At 53.1% G+C, this 17267-nt stretch carries 16 protein-coding genes; 6 read left to right on the top strand and 10 right to left on the bottom strand.

The window, feature by feature from the left end; translation table 11 throughout:
- Entirely contained in the window at positions 1 to 1134 is a 1134-nt protein-coding gene (locus tag SPI6313_RS07425; protein ID WP_072620422.1) for an acyltransferase family protein, read from the top strand.
- Here SPI6313_RS07425 and SPI6313_RS07420 read toward each other — a convergent pair.
- From SPI6313_RS07420 to purE, 5 genes are all read right to left on the bottom strand, one after another.
- On the bottom strand, positions 1124 to 3439 hold the full coding sequence (locus SPI6313_RS07420) for a CBS domain-containing protein (RefSeq protein WP_175551090.1): 2316 nt from the start codon (positions 3437 to 3439) through the stop codon (positions 1124 to 1126). The two genes, SPI6313_RS07425 and SPI6313_RS07420, sit on opposite strands and share 11 nt — an antisense overlap.
- 125 nt (positions 3440 to 3564) lie before the next feature.
- Entirely contained in the window at positions 3565 to 4728 is a 1164-nt protein-coding gene (locus SPI6313_RS07415) for a serine hydrolase (RefSeq protein WP_084668937.1), read from the bottom strand.
- 431 nt (positions 4729 to 5159) lie between these two features.
- Positions 5160 to 5600 carry an OTU domain-containing protein gene (locus SPI6313_RS07410; protein WP_217650528.1) on the bottom strand — a complete coding sequence of 147 codons (441 nt, stop codon included), beginning with the start codon at positions 5598 to 5600 and terminating at the stop codon, positions 5160 to 5162.
- 460 nt (positions 5601 to 6060) lie between these two features.
- A complete protein-coding gene (locus tag SPI6313_RS07405; RefSeq protein WP_072620420.1) occupies positions 6061 to 7734 on the bottom strand; it encodes an adenylate/guanylate cyclase domain-containing protein in 1674 nt (557 codons plus the stop codon).
- A 7-nt stretch (positions 7735 to 7741) separates the two neighbouring features.
- Positions 7742 to 8269, bottom strand: coding sequence for a 5-(carboxyamino)imidazole ribonucleotide mutase (purE, locus tag SPI6313_RS07400; protein ID WP_072620419.1), 528 nt, complete (start codon positions 8267 to 8269; stop codon positions 7742 to 7744).
- A gap of 153 nt (positions 8270 to 8422) precedes the next feature.
- Between purE and nagA the strand changes: the two genes are divergently transcribed.
- Both nagA and SPI6313_RS07390 read left to right on the top strand, forming a co-directional pair.
- The gene (gene nagA, locus SPI6313_RS07395; RefSeq protein WP_072623041.1) at positions 8423 to 9580 is read left to right on the top strand and encodes an N-acetylglucosamine-6-phosphate deacetylase; all 1158 of its coding nucleotides are present in this window, start codon (positions 8423 to 8425) and stop codon (positions 9578 to 9580) included.
- Between the two features lie 47 nt (positions 9581 to 9627).
- Positions 9628 to 12888 (top strand): Eco57I restriction-modification methylase domain-containing protein, encoded by a 3261-nt coding sequence (locus SPI6313_RS07390; RefSeq protein WP_072620418.1) that lies wholly within the window; start codon positions 9628 to 9630, stop codon positions 12886 to 12888.
- A 2-nt stretch (positions 12889 to 12890) separates the two neighbouring features.
- Here the strand turns inward: SPI6313_RS07390 and SPI6313_RS07385 are convergent, their stop codons facing one another.
- The 4 genes from SPI6313_RS07385 to SPI6313_RS07370 form a co-directional block, all read right to left on the bottom strand.
- Positions 12891 to 13292, bottom strand: coding sequence for a hypothetical protein (locus SPI6313_RS07385; RefSeq protein ID WP_072620417.1), 402 nt, complete (start codon positions 13290 to 13292; stop codon positions 12891 to 12893).
- Positions 13285 to 13881, bottom strand: coding sequence for a Panacea domain-containing protein (locus SPI6313_RS07380; RefSeq protein WP_072620416.1), 597 nt, complete (start codon positions 13879 to 13881; stop codon positions 13285 to 13287). The genes SPI6313_RS07385 and SPI6313_RS07380 overlap by 8 nt, the downstream gene beginning before the upstream one ends.
- A 272-nt stretch (positions 13882 to 14153) precedes the next feature.
- Complete coding sequence (locus tag SPI6313_RS07375) at positions 14154 to 14474, bottom strand: type II toxin-antitoxin system RelE/ParE family toxin (protein ID WP_245788644.1); 321 nt, start codon at positions 14472 to 14474, stop codon at positions 14154 to 14156.
- Between the two features lie 10 nt (positions 14475 to 14484).
- Positions 14485 to 14721 carry a type II toxin-antitoxin system RelN family antitoxin gene (locus SPI6313_RS07370; protein ID WP_072620415.1) on the bottom strand — a complete coding sequence of 79 codons (237 nt, stop codon included), beginning with the start codon at positions 14719 to 14721 and terminating at the stop codon, positions 14485 to 14487.
- Positions 14722 to 14808: 87 nt separating this feature from the next.
- On the opposite strand from SPI6313_RS07370, the gene SPI6313_RS23400 reads away from it, so the two are divergent.
- From SPI6313_RS23400 to SPI6313_RS07360, 3 genes are all read left to right on the top strand, one after another.
- Positions 14809 to 14970 (top strand): hypothetical protein, encoded by a 162-nt coding sequence (locus SPI6313_RS23400; protein WP_175551089.1) that lies wholly within the window; start codon positions 14809 to 14811, stop codon positions 14968 to 14970.
- A gap of 67 nt (positions 14971 to 15037) precedes the next feature.
- Positions 15038 to 15280 carry an antitoxin family protein gene (locus SPI6313_RS07365; RefSeq protein ID WP_072620414.1) on the top strand — a complete coding sequence of 81 codons (243 nt, stop codon included), beginning with the start codon at positions 15038 to 15040 and terminating at the stop codon, positions 15278 to 15280.
- Positions 15267 to 15674 (top strand): PIN domain-containing protein, encoded by a 408-nt coding sequence (locus tag SPI6313_RS07360; protein ID WP_072620413.1) that lies wholly within the window; start codon positions 15267 to 15269, stop codon positions 15672 to 15674. The genes SPI6313_RS07365 and SPI6313_RS07360 overlap by 14 nt, the downstream gene beginning before the upstream one ends.
- Positions 15675 to 15693: 19 nt before the next feature.
- On the opposite strand, the gene SPI6313_RS07355 is transcribed toward SPI6313_RS07360, so the two are convergent.
- On the bottom strand, positions 15694 to 17220 hold the full coding sequence (locus SPI6313_RS07355; protein WP_072620412.1) for a phosphomannomutase/phosphoglucomutase: 1527 nt from the start codon (positions 17218 to 17220) through the stop codon (positions 15694 to 15696).
- Positions 17221 to 17267: the final 47 nt, after the last annotated feature.

Raw genomic sequence — 17267 nt, 5'->3', positions numbered from 1 at the left:
ATGACCTCCCCTTCCTCTCGTTTGGTGTCGTTAGATGTGTTTCGGGGGTTAGCGATCGCCAGCATGATCCTCGTCAACACCCCCGGCAGTTGGAGCCACGTCTATCCGCCCCTTCTCCATGCGGAATGGCACGGCTTCACCCCCACGGATCTCGTCTTTCCCGCCTTCTTATTCATCGCCGGGGCCGCCATGGCCTTCTCCCTACACAAATACCACACCGGCACCGCGATCGACACCGCCCTATATCTTCGCATCCTGCGCCGCTGCGCCCTCCTCTTCACCCTAGGACTTTTCCTCAACAGTTTCGGCTTCATCTGGAAAAATTGGCCCAGCCCGGATTTTCGTGATCTGCGCATTTTAGGCGTGCTGCAACGGATTAGCCTCGCCTACCTAGGCGGGTCGCTCTTGGTGTTGAACCTCAAATGGCGGGGACTGTGGATCGCCACAGTGGGGATCTTGCTGCTCTACTGGTTGATCCTGATGGCGGTTCCCGTGCCCGGTGTGGGCATCGGATCACTCACCCCAGAAGGCAATGTGGCGGGCTACGTGGATCGCCTCATTCTCGGTGCGTCCCATCTCTATACCCCCAACTTTGACCCGGAAGGCCTCCTCAGCACCCTACCCTCGATCGCCACCGTCCTGCTGGGATATTTCACCGGGAATTGGCTGCGGGATCAGCCGCGCACCTCGCGCACCAGTGGGGGGTTGGTGATGTTTGGCTTGGGGTTGGTGATTGTGGGGGCGTTGTGGGGCCTGGTGTTTCCGATTAACAAGCAATTGTGGACGAGTTCCTATGTGCTCTATAGCGGCGGCTGGTCGCTGTTGCTGTTGGCAGCTTGTTATGAGTTGATCGAGGTGCGCCAGATCCGGCGCTGGAGTTTTCCGTTGCAGGTGATGGGGATGAATGCGATTTTTGTGTTTGTCGCGTCGGGGATTGGGGTGCGGATTTTGTACTATACCCAGATTGGCAGCGGTGAGGAGGCTCCGAGTACCTATGCTTGGCTCTATGAAACGCTGTTTGTGCCCTGGGCGGGGGCGTTGAATGGGTCGCTGTTGTTTGCGATCGCCAATATCTTGATCTGGTATGTCGTCCTCTACGGCCTGTATCGCAAAGGGTGGTTTCTCAAACTATAGGATCGGGATCAGGAATATCAAGGGGCAGACAGACGGTAAACGTGGTGCAGCCGGGTTCACTGTTGACGGCGATCGTGCCGTGGTGGCGATCGATGATTTTTCGCACAATATCCAGCCCTAGGCCGCTGCCTTCGCCCGCTACTTTGGTGGTGAAAAAGGGCTTAAAAATATTGGGCAACACCGCCGCCGGAATCCCGGGCCCGGAATCGGTGATCTGCACTTCGATGGCGCGATCGCACGCCTGAGTGGTAATCGTCAGCGCCCCCTGATTCCCCATCGCTTGGAGGGCATTGTGAATCAGGTTCGCCCACACTTGACTGAGTTCATCGGGGTAGCCACTCAGGGGGGGAAGATCGTCGGTGTAGCGTCGTTCTAGGGTTACGCCCTGCTTGATTTGATTGTGGTAAAGGGTGAGGACGGTTTCAAGGCTAGCGGCAATATCAACGGGGGAACGGGCTTCGCTGTGGTCGGAATGGGAATAGCTTTTGAGGGCGAAGACGATTTTCGCGGCGCGTTTGCTGGCGATCGCAATATTCTGCGTGCTCATCTGCATCGTCACCAATTGATGCACCCAATGGAGGATCGTTAACCCCCTCTCACTCCGCAGCAGGGGCAAATGGGGATGATAGTCCACCATCCCCATCTCGCTAAAGATCCGGGCCACCGCTAGCGCATCGGGAACCGCCTCCGCTTCGAGGGCGGTCGTCAATTGGCGGCGCATTTGGCGTTGCTCCCGTGTCGAAAGGGGCGGCGAGGGGGGATGCATCTGGGTTAAGAGGTGAAGAAACTGCTCTTGGTGGGCGGCATTAAACCCTTGCCAGGCTTGCAACAGTAACCCTAGGGACTCCTGCCAAAAATTCTCGATCACCCGTCCCGCTGAGCTAATGATCCCCAGGGGTGTATTAATTTCGTGGGCAATGCTCGCCACCAATTGCCCCAAGGCGGCCATTTTTTCTGATTGGATTAGTTCAGCTTGGGTGACGCGCAATTCTTGGAGGGTGGCTTTGAGGATGCGGTTTTTTTCGTAGAGTTCCGCTTCGGCCCGTTTGCGATCGCTAATATCCCGCGCCACCCAAATCACCGTCTGGTCATCCAACGGGGAAATCCGCGCCGAAAACCACACCTCTCGCCCCGACAACGTTAAGCGATAGTCAAAATCGCGCCCCTGTTGCAGAGTCAAAACCTGCTCAATCCGCCGTCCCCACGTGGGGCCTTGGTCGGGGTCAAAAAATGCCGAAATCGTTTGATTGAGCCAATCCTGTTCCGCATCGTAGAGCGTGCTGAGATGGGTGGGCGCAATATCAATATTGTCGATCCGCCCCGCCAACATCCGAATCACGAGCACCACATCGGTCATCGCTTCCAAAATACCCCGGAGTCTGCCCTCCGACGAGGCCAACTGTTGGGCAATTAACTGACGCTCTTCCACCTGCGCACTGAGTTCCGCGTTCAGTTTGGTCAATTCCTGCCGCTGCTCATCGAGGACATGCTGCAACGTGGTCATCGTTTGGTAGATTTCCACACAGTCCACCGCTTGCAATACATTCGTCTGGGTGATGATGCCTTGGAGTTGCTCTTGCTCGTTCACCACCACCAACCGCCGCACCCGATGCTGGTTCATCAATTGATGGGCTTGCCACATGGTGGCATGGGGGGCAATGGTGAGCACGGGGGTAGCCATGACGCGGCGGGCAGGGAGATGGTCGAAATTCAAGCCTTGGGCGGCTTGGGTGACCATGTCGGCTTCGGTGATGATGCCGAGGGCTTGCTGACCGACTTGGGAGGGGTGGGGGGTGGTGATCACGACGCAACTGACGCGGTGCTCGGTCATTTGAGCGGCGATCGCAACGAGGGCGGTGTCGGGGCTGGCTTGGATGACGGGATAGGTCATCACTTCTTCAATGGCTTTGAGGCGGAGCAAATCGACGGGTTGCAAAACTTGGCGGATCTGGTGGGGGGTGATCAGGCCGAGGACCGTGCCGTCAGGATGGACAACGGGCAGATGGCGAATGTGGTGGCGGTAAAACATTTGAGCGATCGCGATCGCATCCACATCCGCCGCCGTGAGGGTGATCGGATTTACCGTCATCAGCGTCCCTAGGGTTTGATTCTGCTGTGCCGTCACATTGACGAGGCAGCGCACCGCATCCCGCTGGGTAAAAATCCCCTGGAGGCGACCCGATTCCACCACCAGCACGCAGGTTTTTTGGCCCTGGTGCAAGGCAGCGATCGCCTCGCCAAAACGACAATGGGGCGGCAGGGTCAGGGGATGGCGATCAACAAACTCAAGCAACGACGATGACATAGATTTTGCCAACAGAGCAATGGGACAACTCCTCTGGGTTGACATCAACACCATCCGATAAGTTGCAGCCCTATTCTAAAACCTACACCATCGTTTGTTCCTCTTGCCGCTCCAACCGTTCAAGGCTACCGTGTGCTGAAATGTTGATAGGTCAGCCGAGAGAGGGTTTGAATTAGGGTTTGGGCTTGGGGATCATGGCGGGGGCGTTTGGTAATTACGGCGATCGCATAGCGTTTGCCGTTGGGCACATCCACAAGCCCCACATCCGCCAGCACCCCGCCCAGCGTCCCCGTTTTATGGGCGATGACTGCCTTTTCGTCGAGGCCTTGGGGCAAGAGTTGGCGATTCTTAACCGCCGTGAGGGTGCTTAAAATGCGATCGCGCGATCGCAGCGACACCAGTTCCCCCCGCTCCAACCGGATCAACAGATTCACCACATCCACCGGACTCATCACATTCGTACCGCCCAAATCCGGCAACCATTGCTTCACCTCCGTTTGCTGGAGTCCCCAGTCCTGAAAACGCTGATTCAGTGCGTCATATCCCCCCAAACGGGCAATGATCATATTTGTGGCCGTGTTGTCGCTAATCGTGATCATTGTCGTCACCGTTTCCAAGGCCGAAAACTGCGTCCCGACGGGGCTATATTTCATCGTTCCCGCTTCCGCCGCCACCAATTCCGCCGTCATCGTCAGAGATTCATCCAAACTCACCGCCCCCTGATCCACATCCTGATAAAACGCCACGAGGATCGGCAGTTTAATCGTGCTGGCCGCCGAAAACGATTCTAGGCCGTTGCTGTTGACATAATCCCCCGTATCCAAATCCACCACCAACAGCCCCACATGCCCAGCGGGATACCCAGCGATCGCCGCATCAATCTGAGTTTGCAGCACCGGGATGGATGCACCGAGGGAGAACTGAGCGCGATCGCGGAGGGGATCAGGGCTGCCAAATTGCATTTGGGCTGTTTTGGGCTGCACCCTGTCGATCTGAATCGAGGTTGAGGGACGTTCCGATTGGGACAGGAGGGTAATCGCGATCATCAGCCCCATGGCGACCCCACCCCCCACCACCCCCACGAGGCGATAGATCAAGGCATGATCCGGAGACCGTTTGGGGGGTTGGGGCGATCGCACTACCTGGCGATCGCCTTGAGTCGCGAGAGAATGGAGCGGAGGGGTTTTAATCGAAGCGCGGATCTCCGCAGCCGTGCGGCGAGGGCGAGAGAGTCTGGAAGGGTGCGATCGGGTCGGAGTCGATGGCATCCGCGATGAGCGCTTAATCATAACGCAGGGGTGCTGGTAGTGTAGATGTACCTGAATGGGTGTAGTGACAATTCAAAAGTCCAGTTCAGGCGATACGCTCAAGAAGCATACGGCTGTGCCAGTATTTCCTTGTCAGATCTGAACCCATGGCGAATAAACACAATTCTGCCTACAGCCCTAACCTTGATAACCCAGCACAGCATCACCGGTAGACAGCAGGAAATGTAACGGGATTAATGTACTCAATTGTTTAGATCAAGGCTGTATCTTAACTTTTTGTCCCCACAGTGTTTAATGATAGACCGTTTCAGAAAAGTACACAAGAAAAAACACTAAAGTCAACCGCTAATGTAATGAAATATATTGATTATTCATTCGTATCACCGCCCAGGATAGACCCTCAATCCAGTGCGATCGCACCGCCCTCAGTCGTCAAAACATACCCCTCAGTCTTAATGAATCAGATACGTCCGCCAATGCTGCGCCATGCCCTCTGCTGCCTCTGAATCCTGAGACTCCGGTTGCAACCATCGCCAGGTTTTACCCTCGCGTTGCCGCTGCAAATAAATATCAAATGAATTCCCCGACTGCTTGACAGTTTGGGTCGGTAATTCAAGGTCTAGATCATAACGACCTTGGAGGTGATAGGTCGGTAACTTAGCCAGATATTGAGCGTCTAATTGACGAACCTTAATATGAGAAATGCGTAAGTTTGGATTCGCCGCATTAAGCTGTTGACTAATGGCACTTTGACTATGCTTAACTTGCAGGATAATCGCTTTTTTGATCGTATCACTGTTCGGAGAAAGACTCACTGAGGGCGATCCCCCCCCACAGGCGGTGAGGGTCAGCAACAAGAACAGCAAACACCCGCTCCACAACAACCGTGACACAGGGAAGGAAGCGGCAAAACATGCAGGCAGGAGGCGGAACATGATCAATCTCATTCATAAAAGCCATTCATCTTAATCTAAACGTTATCGAAAAATCTGCATCAACCGCATCTGCCGCGATCGCAACACCCCTGAATCAATGGGTTACGGCGGATTGGTGAATTGCAGGTATTGCCAGAGGATTTCCATCCTCGACGGATACGAAATCCGGTCCGGGAAACCCCAAGATTTGTGAAGATGAGTGCGCCGAACCCCGATCCGCCAAGCACTGAAGTGCTTGGCTCATAGCGAAAGTGGGCTGAAGCCCACTCCAGAACCCGTGTGAACGGGTTTTCGCTCTGAGGCGGGGATTGAACTCCCCGCCTAGGGGTATCGCTGCTGGGGTGATGGATCAGCAGTAACCCCACTGATGAAAGCGTGTCGTGACCCTACAGCTTGATTTTGGCTGTGCTTGGGGACGCTAAAGTTTGGGGCGGGAGGAATGGCTTGTCACTTCATGGAGGGAGGGCAATTCACGCCATTCGAGGCGGTAGAGTTGCAGCGGGTCTTGCTTGCCCTTGACGAGGGTGGGGGGGAGTTCGATCAAAGGGTAGTCTTTGTAGTTGAGGCGTTGGACGGTGCTGGCGGCGAGAATGATTTCCCCGGCTTTGGCCACATCACAGATCCGGCTGGTGACGTTGGTGGTGTCACCGATCGCCGCGTATTGAATCAGGCGGCGTGAGCCAATATTTCCCGCTGCGACGGGGCCACTGTTGAGGCCGATATGGATGGCGATGGGTTGGCGGTCTTGGTCTTGCCAGTCTTGGTTGAGGCGTTGGACGGCGTGTTGCATTTCGATCGCCACTTGGACGGCGCGATCGGTATCGTCGGGGCGGGAATAGGGCGCACCCCAGATCGCCAGGAGAGCGTCACCGATGTATTTTTCTAACGTGCCTTCGTAGGTGAAAATGATCTCTTCCACCATGACGTTGAAATAGTCGTTGAGCATTTCGATCACGGCGCGGGGTTCCATGGTCGAGGACATTTTGGTGAAGTCGGTGATGTCGGCAAAGAGGGCGGTGACTTCGGTTTCAATAATGCCGAGGTCGCCCCCTTCGCGGAGTTTGCGGCTAATGGTGGTGGGGAAAAATCGTTCGAGTTTGTCCCTCCAGATCGCGTTTTCGCGCATTTTGTTGGCGAGGCGGGTGGTTTCGATCGCGATCGCTGCCTGATTGGCCAAGGCGGTGAGAAACTCTAAATCCTCGCCCGAATAGGCATTCGAGCAGGTTAAATTATCCACATACAACACGCCAATCACCTCCTCACGGGGTTGCAGCGGCGCACACATCGAGGCACGAATCGCCTGAATCAAAATAGAATGCGACCCCTCAAAGCGATGATCTTCGGCCGCATCATCGGTTAAGACCGCATCCCCATGGCGGCGCACATAGTTGGTGATTTTGGTGCTGTAGAACTGATAGCGCACCGAGAGGCCCGATCGCGCCTTGACGGCCTTTTGTTCAAGCTTTTGGGTGCGTTCATCGACAAGTAATAACGCGGCCCGATCCACGTTCATAATTTCGAGCAACAATTCTAAAATTTTATCGAGTAGTTGATCGGGGTCCGCAGAGGAGGCCAGTTGTTTGCTGACTTCAAGGAGAATTTTTAATTTATCAACGGCCCGTTGATTTTTATCCTTTTCCTTGAGGCGCAGGGCGGAACCGGAGCGTTGATTTTTATCAATGAAGTCTTCAAGGACGACTTGGGTTTGTTTGGGGGAATAGTGGTGGACGATGGGCAGGGGGGCATCGGTGGGGTCTTCGTTTTCGTCGGCAAACTCGCTGTCGGTGTCGAAGAGTTTTAGGGCCACCATGCCGAGGGTGATGCCATCGTCGAGGGTGATTTCCCGCTGTTTAATTTTGACGGTATTGACGAAAGTGCCATTGAGGCTTTTTAGATCCCGCAGCAGAAAGCGAAATTGGTCGGGATGGGTGCGATCGCGCTCCATCAAAATTTCCGCATGGCGGCGCGACAAACTGTTATGTTTAATCACAATTTGATTCGTGGGCGCACGGCCAATGGTGTTCCGTCCCGGATTGAGGGGATAGATTGCTTCATGATCCGTTTTCGGATTGCACACCAACACGTAGCCCATAATCCCTCTACTGCATGGTTGCGAGGTAGTTTGCGGAGCCAACACGATCGAGGCGGGCTTGTTTCTCTAGCACTTGATCCGTCAGGGATTGACGATAGGCTTGCACTTGGACGAGGAGATCCGGATCATGGGCGGCTAACATCTGCACGGCTAAGAGTCCGGCATTTTGGGCATTGCCGATCGCAACGGTGGCAACGGGAATCCCCCTCGGCATTTGCACAATCGAGTACAGAGAGTCTACGCCGTTGAGTTGGCGGGTGGTAACAGGCACACCAATGACTGGTAAGGGGGTCAAGGCGGCCACCATGCCCGGCAGATGGGCCGCCCCACCCGCTCCGGCGATGATCACTTTTAGGCCGCGCTGATGGGCGGTTTTGGCGTAGTCTACCATCCGATCGGGGGTGCGGTGGGCGGAGACGATCGCAACGTCGTGGGGAATGTCAAACTGCTCACAAATGGCGATCGCAGCGGTCATGGTGGGCAGGTCGGAATCACTGCCCATAATAATGCCAATGGGCGGGAGATCATAGGTCATGGAACGTTGCTCCTCAGGGCTAGAAGATGGATTAAAACCAATGGATTGGGGGTGACGTAGGGTTTATTGTCCCAAGAGAATATCTTTCTCAACTGTATCAATGAGCGCGTTCCCCTTGGTATTCTGGGGGGATTCTGGCGGAGTTCTGAATTGATGACCGACTGTTTGCTCACCGATGCTCGCTTACCCGGTCGTTCCGGTTTGCACCATATTTACGTTGAAGGGGGCGCGATCGCCGCCATCACCCTAGCCAGTCCCGCCCCGGAAGCTCTGCCCCGTGTCCCCCAATTTGATTTTGATGGTGATTGGTTGTCCTTGGGGGGAATTGATTTACAAATTAACGGCGGCCTAGGGTTAGCCTTTCCGGATCTCCAACATCACGATCATCCCCACCTGGACAACATCGCCGCCTATCTGTGGGATCAAGGGGTAGACGGGTTTTGTCCCACCCTTGTTACAACCTCGCTCCAGAAGATTCACCAAGCCCTCGCCGTGATTGCCGCCTCTCCCCTGCGTCACCCCCAACCCCACCGCGCCCAAATCCTGGGGGTTCACCTCGAAGGCCCCTGCCTCAACCCCAGCAAGCGCGGCGCACATCCCGCCGCCCATTTACAACCCCTCAACCGCGAGATCATGGCCGCGATCATCGGGGACTATGGCGACTTGGTTAAAATCGTCACCCTCGCCCCGGAACTCGACCCCATCGGAGACGCGATCGCCTTCCTCACCGCGCAAAATATTATCGTCAGTCTCGGCCATTCCCTTGCCACCGCCCCCGAAGCCCACCAGGCCTTCGACCAGGGCGCAACGATGGTCACCCATGCCTTTAACGCCATGCCCCCCTTGCACCACCGCGATCCCGGTCTGCTCGGAGCCGCCCTCACCCGTGCAACGGTGCGCTGCGGGGTGATTGCCGATGGGGAGCATATCTGTCCGCTGATGTTGGATCTGCTGCTGCGGATGGAGCACGATGGGGTGTTTTTGGTCAGTGATGCCCTGGCCCCGATGGGTTTACCCGATGGCGACTATCCCTGGGACGATCGCACGATCACCGTCACCCACGGCACAGCCCGCCTCGATGCTGAAACCCTGGCCGGGACAACCCTCCCCCTCTTGGCGGGGGTGGAAAATCTGGTGCGTTGGGGATTGTGTGAACCGGGACGAGCGATCGCCCTCGCCACCGAAGCCCCCCGCCGTGCGATCGTGCAAGCCGGTCTCACCCGCGGCCAAACCGGCCCCTTTCTCCGTTGGTCACGCGACCCCCACACCGCCGCCCTCCACTGGCAACGTCTCACCCTCCCCACGGATTAACCACGCCCCTCGCGCTAGGATAGCAGCGTATTTCTGCGAGTTTGATTATGTCGCGTCTCATCCCCCTCTTTCAACCGAAGCTCCTCAAAAACTCGGTGCGAGCCTATAGTTTTCCCCTGGATTTGAGCGATCGCCACGCCCTCCTCAACCGCTGGAGCGATCGCATCCAGAGCGGAACCCTCGACAAAATCAAAGAAGTCTCCCTCCACGGCGATTTTTTGCGCGACATCTTTCAGACCATCCTGGGCTATCGTTCCGTGATGAGTGGTTCGGGGGAGACCTGGGATATTCACGCCGAAGCGACGATTGCCGCTAGGGGCGGCGCGGCGGATGCGGCGATCGGCTTTTTTTCCGACCCGCCAGACGGTCAAAAACTGACGGGGCGGATCATTGCCCCCATCGAACTGAAAGGATCTAAAACCAACCTCGACAAAGCCGGCAGCCGCCAAGAATCCGCCGTGGATCAGGGCTGGCGGTATGCCAACCATACCGCTGGCTGCAAGTGGGTGATTGTCTCGAATTATCGAGAATTGCGCCTCTATCATGTGGACAAAACCTACGCCTCTGCTCAAGTGTTCGAGTTAGAAAAGCTCGCGGATCTAGAGCAGTTTAAACAGTTCTTTTTTCTGCTCTATCGCAAAAACTTTTTACCCAGCACCGCTGATCAAGAGTCGCGAATCGATCGCCTCCTCCAAGAATCCGACGCAACGGAAGCGATCGTCACGGAAGAACTTTACCGCCAATACAAAGCCCTGCGCCTTGAACTCACCCAACATTTCCAACGGGTGAGCAAACTACGGCGCAAAAACCGCGATCTGATCCTCGTGGAAAAGGCCCAAAAGGTGTTAGATCGCATCCTGTTTATCGCTTTTTGTGAAGACCGGGGACTATTGCCGCGCCAAACGATTCGCAAAGCCCACGATCACCATGATCCCTACTATCCCCGCCCGATTTGGGACAACTACAAAGCGGTGTTTCGCTGGGTGAATGAGGGCAACCCCGATGACCCGCCGATTCCGGAATATAACGGCGGTTTGTTCCGTCATGATCCGCTTTTGGATGAGGAATTGACGGTCAATGATTCCCTCTGTAGTGCCATGAATGGGTTGACGCAATACGATTATGCCGATGAGGTTTCGGTGGATGTGTTGGGGCGGATTTTTGAGCAGTCGGTGACGGATTTGGAGGAGTTGCGATCGCTCGCCCAAGATGAAACCTACAACGCGAAGCAGGGCCAGCGCAAAAAGCAGGGGGTTTTCTACACTCCGGCCTACATTACGCGGTATATCGTGGGGGTGACGGTGGGGGGCTATTTGGAGCGGCGTAAGGTGGCCGTTTTGGGTCGGTCTGAGTTGGAGAGTTCGGCGGATTGGCAGACCTATTTAGATGAGGTTTTAAAACCGTTGACGGTGTGCGATCCGGCTTGTGGGTCGGGGGCGTTTTTGATTGCGGCGTTTGATTTTTTGGTGCAGGACTATCGTCAAGCGTATCTCTATTTAGATCAGGAGTTTGATCAGGCGGGGGTGTATCGGCAGATTTTGCAGGGAAATTTGTACGGGGTGGATCTGTCATCGGAATCGGTGGAAATCACAAAGTTATCGCTCTGGTTACAAACGGCGCAAAAGGGAAAAAAGTTAGCGGATTTAGACGGCAATATTCGCCAAGGCAATTCGTTAATTGCAGACCGCAAGGTTGACCCGTTGGCGTTGGATTGGGGGGCGGCGTTTCCGGGGGTGATGAATGCGGGGGGGTTTGATGTGGTGATTGGCAATCCGCCCTATGTGCGTCAGGAATATATCGCGCCGTTTAAGCCTTATTTACAGGAACATTACGCGACCTATGATGGGGTGGCAGACCTCTACACTTATTTTTATGAAAAGGGGGTGAATCTGCTCAAATCGGGGGGGATGTTGTCTTATATTGTGACGAATAAATGGATGCGGGCGGGCTATGGGGAGGGGTTGCGGGGCTTTTTCCGGGAGCGGGTGGTGATGGAGGAAATTATCGATTTTGGTCACGCGCCAATTTTCCCTGATGCGGATACGTTTCCTTGTATTATTGTGGCGCGGCGTGAGGAGTCCCCAAACCCTGATCATCCGGTCACAATTTGCCCGGTTCCCCGCGAAGATTTGCCCCAAATTAACCTCCCCCAATATGTGACCCAATCGGGCTATCCTGTCCCTTGGTCTCGTTTTTCTGAGCAAGCCTGGAGCCTCGAACCCCCAGATGTGGATCACCTCATGGACAAAATCCGCGCTGTGGGTGTGCCGTTAAAAGAGTTTGCTGGGGTTAAACCCTATCGAGGTGTTTTAACCGGATTTAATGAAGCATTTTTAATCGACAATGACACCAAAAATAAACTAATTCAAGCCGATCCAAAATCCGCCGAAATCATTAAGCCCTATCTACGCGGCCAAGATATTAAACGCTGGTCTCCAGAATGGCAAAATCTCTGGATAATTCTAATACAATCAAGTGCTAATAAATCTTGGAAATGGAGTAGTGCAAAATCGCTGGAAGAAGCAGAAGGAATTTTTAAAGGAAATTATCCCCAACTATATGATCACTTAATTCAGTTCAAAAAGAAACTCAAAAAACGAAGTGATCAAGGAAAGTATTGGTGGGAGCTTCGGGCGTGTGCTTATTATGATAGTTTCGAGAATTCCAAGCTATTTTACCAAGTCATTCAAACACTTCCACAGTATGCTTTTGATGAGTCAGGATGCTATGGAAATGATAAAACTTTCATTTTGCCGTGTAGTGATTTTTATTTAGTCGCGTGTTTGAACTCTCCTTTGATTTGGTGGTATAGCCATCGATATTTCACAAGAATGTTATCAGGTTCGATTAGTCCAATGGGATATTTATTTGAAACCTTACCGATCGCACCTCCAACCCCAGAAATTCGCGCCCAAGTAGAACCCCACGTCGCTGAATTGATCGAACTTACTCAACAGAATCAACAGAGCCACCGCGACCTGATCAACTGGTTTCGCACAGAACACAACATTGCGAAACCTGGCCGCAAACTCGAAGACTTTAGCCAACTCAGCGAAGACGACTTCATTAAAGAACTGAAAAAACGTCAACCCAAAGGCAGCAGCTTCGGCCCCACCGCTCGCCGCCACGCCCTCGAAGCCTACAACGACCTCGCCCCCGCCATCCAAACCCGCAATAGTGCGATCGCGCATCTCGAACAAGAATTAAACGACCTGATCAACCAAGCCTATCAACTCACCCCCGACGAAATCGCCCTGATGTGGCGCACCGCCCCGCCCCGAATGCCCATCGCCCCGCCGCCTCCATAATCCTAGTCAACACCCAAATAGGCTTTAAGTGCTTTGAGATATTTATTTTTGAGTCTTTTTGCTTGTAAACTTTCTCTTTGAATCCGTTTTAAACTCATCGGATCAAGCGTATCGTAGGGAATTGGAGAATCTGGAATAATGAATTTTTCAAGTTGATCCGCTGTGAAACTCCTAGCATATTGATAGGCGATAAATGATTTATGCCTGATGAATTTCGGCATTCGTTGGGCTGGTCTTAAAATACAAGTTTCATCATTACTCTGGCTCCCCTCGCGCCAGGTTGAAACATTCACAAAAATATATTCTTCCGATAAAAAAGGAGCGATCGCAATATACCAATGCGGTTTAGTCGCTCCTGTATTTAATAAGAAAATATCACCCAGATTAATCGAAAACCTAGCCATTGAGAACCTCATCTAAATAGCGTTCTCGTTCAGCAGTTTCTCGGATTTCTTGAATCTGTTCATCGGAAATATTTAAATAATTGAGCAGTTCAAGAATGCTGATCTTGACAACTTTTCGATCTAATGTTTGTGGATCGATCCATTCCGGCAGCGAGTGAGTCCATTCCGCAACCTTAAACGGATCAAGATGTCCAAATTCTTGATATACGGCTCTCAGGATGTCCTCTTCTATCGGTGAAAGTTCATCATCACCCGGATCATCAATTAACGTGATATAAACTTTTTTTTGAGGATTTCGAGGAGAGGCAACTGTAGCGATATAGCTCGACCAGTAGTCAGAAAAAACACGTCCCCCTTGGGGCTTTACATAATCATAGATGCGGGTCAAAACGGGGCCATACTTCATGGAAACAAATTCATCGCCAGTGATCGGATAACCACTAGATTCCAGAGATCGGCGATCGCTAACATAGAGCATCTTAAGCAGCCCTAAGTAGCTCATAGAGGGTTGACCGTGCAACTTCACTAAAAAAGCCGCAGCCTGTGTAGCTTTGATATCGTTAAAGCTGAAAATGATATCGTGAGACATTATAATCACCCCCTTTGGGAGTACATTTTTATTATATCAGAAAGTAATCCTGTCTAAATTGAACCAGAAAATCATGGATCTGTGAGGCAGCGAACTCGCCCTTACCATCCAAACCCGCAATAGTGCGATCGCGCATCTCGAACAAGAATTAAACGATCTGATCAACCAAGCCTACCAACTCACCCCCGACGAAATCGCCCTGATGTGGCGCACCGCCCCGCCCCGAATGCCCATCACGCCGCCGCATGAGTAGAGAGCGCGATCGTTAGTCATTACTCTGCCAAAATATCCCGGATTTCTTGGGCGGTAATGTCAGATTGATCAGATTTTGAATAAAGAGTGAGGAGAATGATTTTTGTATTGGTTTTAAGGTAGTAGATCAGACGGTATCCGGCACGTTTTCCCTTTTGGATGTCTCGATTTCTGACCCGAACTTTAAAGACCGCATCACCAACATTAGGAATCTGTTCGCCTAAGACTTCTCCAGCTTGAAGTTTCTGAATAACTGGCTCGATATCTTGGCGAATACTACGATAACGCTTTTGCAGAGTACGAACACGGCGAATAAACATCGCTGAGAGTTCAATCTCCACAGGGTAGGACTCACTCACCAGATTCATCCTCAGCCCACAACTCAGAAAGAGGAAGCGTTTGGCCGGTTTTGGCTTCATGCCATCCTTGACGTAAATCATCTAACACGGCTGTTTTCGGTTCATCATCGGGATCATCCTCAAGCAGAACAATCACACGAACTCGACGTTGAGCCGCGAGTTTTAGAGGTTCTTCAAGTTGGAGATTACCGTGATCGTCAACGATCGCCGCGATTTCGAGGGCTTCCATAATTTGTTTGTGCAGAATTAGCCTGGATGGGCGTGGTATTCGGACAGCCAAGACAGCGATTTCACAAGCAAGGGGCTTAGGTTAATCTTGAGTTGGAGTGGGTGTTTCAAATGTCTGGTTTTATTAAACCACCTAATCAACCAAGCCTACCAACTCACCCCCGACGAAATCGCCCTGATGTGGCGCACCGCCCCGCCCCAAATGCCCATCGCCCCGCCACCCCTCACGCTCCCTCCCAGTAAACGATAGGATGGGGATTGCTCACCCCAAACCGAAACCCACTCACCCTTAACTCTTCAACGATGGAGCTTATCCCATGCCTCAAACCGTGAAAGCGATTTACCATCAAGGCACATTTATTCTACAAACAGCCTGTGATTTACCTGAAGGGGCGGAAGTTGAAATTCTGATTAAAACACCTCAAATCATCCCTCCTCAAATCACGGATCAAGCCACAAAGCAACACTTTTTAACGCAACTGGTGAAGCGAATGCAAGAAAATTCCCTTCCCTCTCATGCTTCAAAATTCACGAGAGATATGCTACATGAACGCCGTTGATACTAATATCCTGATTTATGTTCATGATCCCCGTGATCTTGCCAAACAAGCGATCGCCGCTTCCTTGGTTTCTTCCCTGACAGATGGTGCTTTGATCTGGCAAGTTGCATGTGAGTATTTAGCAGCGAGTCGTAAATTAGAGTCACTGGGTTATGACAGAAAAAAATCCTATCAATATATTCGAGATTTGCAACAAGTTTGGTACACTATTTTGCCAAATTGGGCTGTGATTGATCGGGCTGAAAATTTAATGAGCCGTTTTAGCCTGTCACATTGGGATGCAATGATTATTGCAGCTTGTTTAGATGCCAAAATCGAAACTATCTATACAGAAGATTTTGGATATTCAACAATTGAAAATCTAAACATCGTCAACCCTTTTCACAGTTCCTAAGTGGGATACACCCGATACATTAGGGTTGCAATGGGGTTAAATCCAGCGCGTCAAACTGTTGGAGGAATGCCAACAATCGCGCCTGAATTTTCGCCACGCCGCCCGCCACATTGGTTTCCACATTGAGGGGAATTACGGGGTCATGGAGGGATAAACGCAGGAGAAACCAGCCCGATTCAGCGGCATCAGTGCAAGTGACCCGCACCCCTTCGTAGTTTTTCGGTGCGATCGCCCAATCCGATTCGGCTTCTGCGTGGGCCGTCAGTGCGGCGATCACCTCATTGCCATAGGTTTTAAAATCGTCCGTCTTAATCTTGAGGCGAAATTCCATGCTCTCGGCGGGTTCTTGGAGGGTGGCGATTAAATCTGTCACCGTGCGATCGGCGAGTCTAGCCCGTGCCAACTCCACCAGCACCTTACTCACCAAATACGCCCCATCATCGAGCCAGTGGTTTTCCCGCATTGCCCCATGGCCCGACGTTTCGATCGCTAACCAGGACTCTTCCCCCGCTGCATTGAGCCGCATCGCTTCGTTAATTACATTTTTATAGCCCCGTTTAAAACGGTGATGCTTCCCGCCTAAATCCTGCTCAATGAACTGGGTTAATCCGTCTGAGGTGATCGAATCTGTGACCACCGTTGAGCCGGGATGCTCCCGAAGGGCGATCGCTGCAATCAACGCGATCAACAGATTTCGATTCAACTCGCGCCCCGTGGCATCCACCGCCGCGCCCCGGTCTACGTCGGTATCAAAAATAATCCCAAAATCGGCTTGATTCGCCGTCACGGCCTCGCAAATTGCGGCCATTGCGGTTTCGTCTTCGGGGTTGGGGATGTGGTTGGGAAACATCCCATCGGGGTCTAAAAATTGGCTGCCCGTGGTGTCCGCGCCCAAAGGCTGCAACACCTGGCTGACGTAGAAGCCACCACCGCCATTGCCTGCATCGACGACAATTTTGAGGCCGTGGAGAGGTTGATCATAGTGATCGGGATGGTTCACCCCTTGGCGGATCATTTCCACCAGTTGGGCGGCGTAGGTGGCCATGAAGTCGGTGCTGTGGATTTCGCCGGGGGTGGGGGCAGGGGTGATGTCGTTGGCCTCGGCCAGGCTGAGGATGGCGGTGATGTCGGGCTTGTTGAGTCCCCCTTGGGCGGTGAAGAATTTGCAGCCGTTGCGGTTGAAGGGGAGATGGCTGGCGGTGAGCATGATCGCGCCATCGCACTGGAGCGGGGGGGCGATCGTGCTGGTGAACATGGCGGGGGTGGAGGCGAGGCCGACATCGTAGACGGTGACTCCGAGGGCGGCGATCGCTGTGGTGATGTGGCTCATCAGGTCAGGGCCCGATAGGCGACTATCGCGGCCGATCGCGATCGCTAATTCCTCGCACCCTTTCCCCTGCTGCTCACTGAGCCAGGTGACAAACCCTTGACCAATCCGCGCCACCACTTCCGGGGTCAGGTTGACGGGTTCATCGGGTATCCCATCCAGGGCTACGCCGCGAATATCGGAACCATTTTGCAGTTTTTTCCAGGCGATCGCATTCATAATTCATCTCAAGCCAAGATCGCGTCTAGCCTACCGTGAAACCCTGG

It is taken from the genome of Spirulina major PCC 6313 (genome assembly GCF_001890765.1).
Taxonomy (GTDB): Bacteria; Cyanobacteriota; Cyanobacteriia; order Cyanobacteriales; family Spirulinaceae; genus Spirulina; species Spirulina major.
The sequence above is the reverse complement of the archived record's forward strand: the minus strand, read 5'-3'. Positions and strand labels throughout refer to the sequence as shown.